Raw genomic sequence first — 1,399 nt, 5'->3', positions numbered from 1 at the left:
CGGGCATGACGCGCGTCGACGTGACGGTCGGGTCGTCCACCGCCGAGGCGGGCGCGCGTCCGGTCCGCAGCTCCGCGGCGACCTCGCGCGCGGTGGGCCGGGTCGCGGGGTCGCGCCGGGTCATGCGGCCGAGGAGGTCCACCCACGCCGTGCCGAGCCGCGCGGGGATCTCGGGGTCGCGCACCACGCGCGCCATGGTCGACTCGGCGGCCGTGCCGGGGAAGGTGCGCCGGCCGGTGAGGCACTCGAGGAGCACGAGGCCGAGCGCGTAGACGTCGGTCGGCGCGCCGACCTCCTCGCCGAGCGCCTGCTCGGGGCTGAGGTAGCTGACGGTGCCGACGATGGATCCGGTCGACGTGAGGCGCGTGCCGTCCACGAGGCGCGCGATGCCGAAGTCGGTGAGCTTCGCGGCGGCCGGTTCGTCGTCCTCCTCGGGGCGTGCGAGCAGCACGTTGGCGGGCTTGACGTCGCGGTGCACGACCCCGCGGCGGTGGATGTAGCCGAGCGCGTCCGCGAGGATCCCGCCGATGCGCGCGACCTCGGGCCCGGGCAGCGGCCCCTGCTTCATGCGGTCGGCGAGCGTGGTGCCGTCGACGATCTCCATCACGATGAAGGCGAGCACGCGGTCCGCGACCACGTCGTCGCCCACGTCGAACAGGGTCACGAGGCCGGGGTGGCTGAGGCCCGCGAGCATGCGCACCTCGCCCTCCTGGCGCTCGACCTCTCCCGGGTCGGCGGAGTCGGTCGCGAAGACCTTCACGGCCACCTCGCGGCCGAGCGTCTCGTCGGCAGCGCGGTACACGGTGGCCATGCCGCCGCGTCCGAGCAGTCCGCTGATGCGGTAGCGGCCGGCCAGCAGCGTGCCGGCGAGTCCGTCGGGCCGTTCTCCGGGCATGGGCGCACCTCTCATCACGGTCTCCCAGACTAGCCCGGGGCTCCTGGGCGGCACCCGCCCGGCACGGCCGGCGGCCAGCCTGCGGATCCGCGCCACGGCGGCGTCCGCACAGGGTGCGGGAGGTAGCCTCTCCCACCATGGACGGCGTCTTGCTCTACATCCTCGGGGTGCTCATCATCGTGGTCGGCGTCGCCGTGTCCATCGGCCTCCACGAGGTCGGGCACCTGGTGCCCGCGAAGCTGTTCGGCGTACGCGTCACGCAGTACATGATCGGCTTCGGGCCCACGATCTTCAGCCGCCGGAGGGGCGAGACCGAGTACGGGGTCAAGGCCATCCCGCTCGGCGGCTACATCTCCATGATCGGGATGTTCCCGCCGCAGAGCTCCCGCGCCGGCACGAGCAGCACGGGCATCGCGCAGCTCGTCGGGCCGGACACCCGCCGACCGGCGGGCAGCGCGCCGACGGCCGACCCCCAGGATCCCGCCGCGACCGCCACCGCGCCCG

Annotated in this window: 2 protein-coding genes; one reads left to right on the top strand and one right to left on the bottom strand. The window is 74.5% G+C overall.

Going from position 1 to position 1,399, the window contains the following annotated elements; genetic code table 11:
* Positions 1 to 895, bottom strand: an 895-nt coding sequence (locus DZG00_RS15420) for a serine/threonine-protein kinase (RefSeq protein WP_147360064.1), incomplete at its 3' end; no start/stop codon positions are given.
* A 137-nt stretch (positions 896 to 1,032) separates the two neighbouring features.
* On the opposite strand from DZG00_RS15420, the gene DZG00_RS15415 reads away from it, so the two are divergent.
* A partial coding sequence (locus tag DZG00_RS15415) for a site-2 protease family protein (RefSeq protein WP_233550167.1) occupies positions 1,033 to 1,399 on the top strand: 367 nt, incomplete at its 3' end.

The organism is Clavibacter lycopersici (assembly GCF_003576405.1).
Taxonomy (GTDB): domain Bacteria; phylum Actinomycetota; class Actinomycetes; order Actinomycetales; family Microbacteriaceae; genus Clavibacter; species Clavibacter lycopersici.
This window is presented reverse-complemented; position numbering and strand designations above follow the sequence as displayed.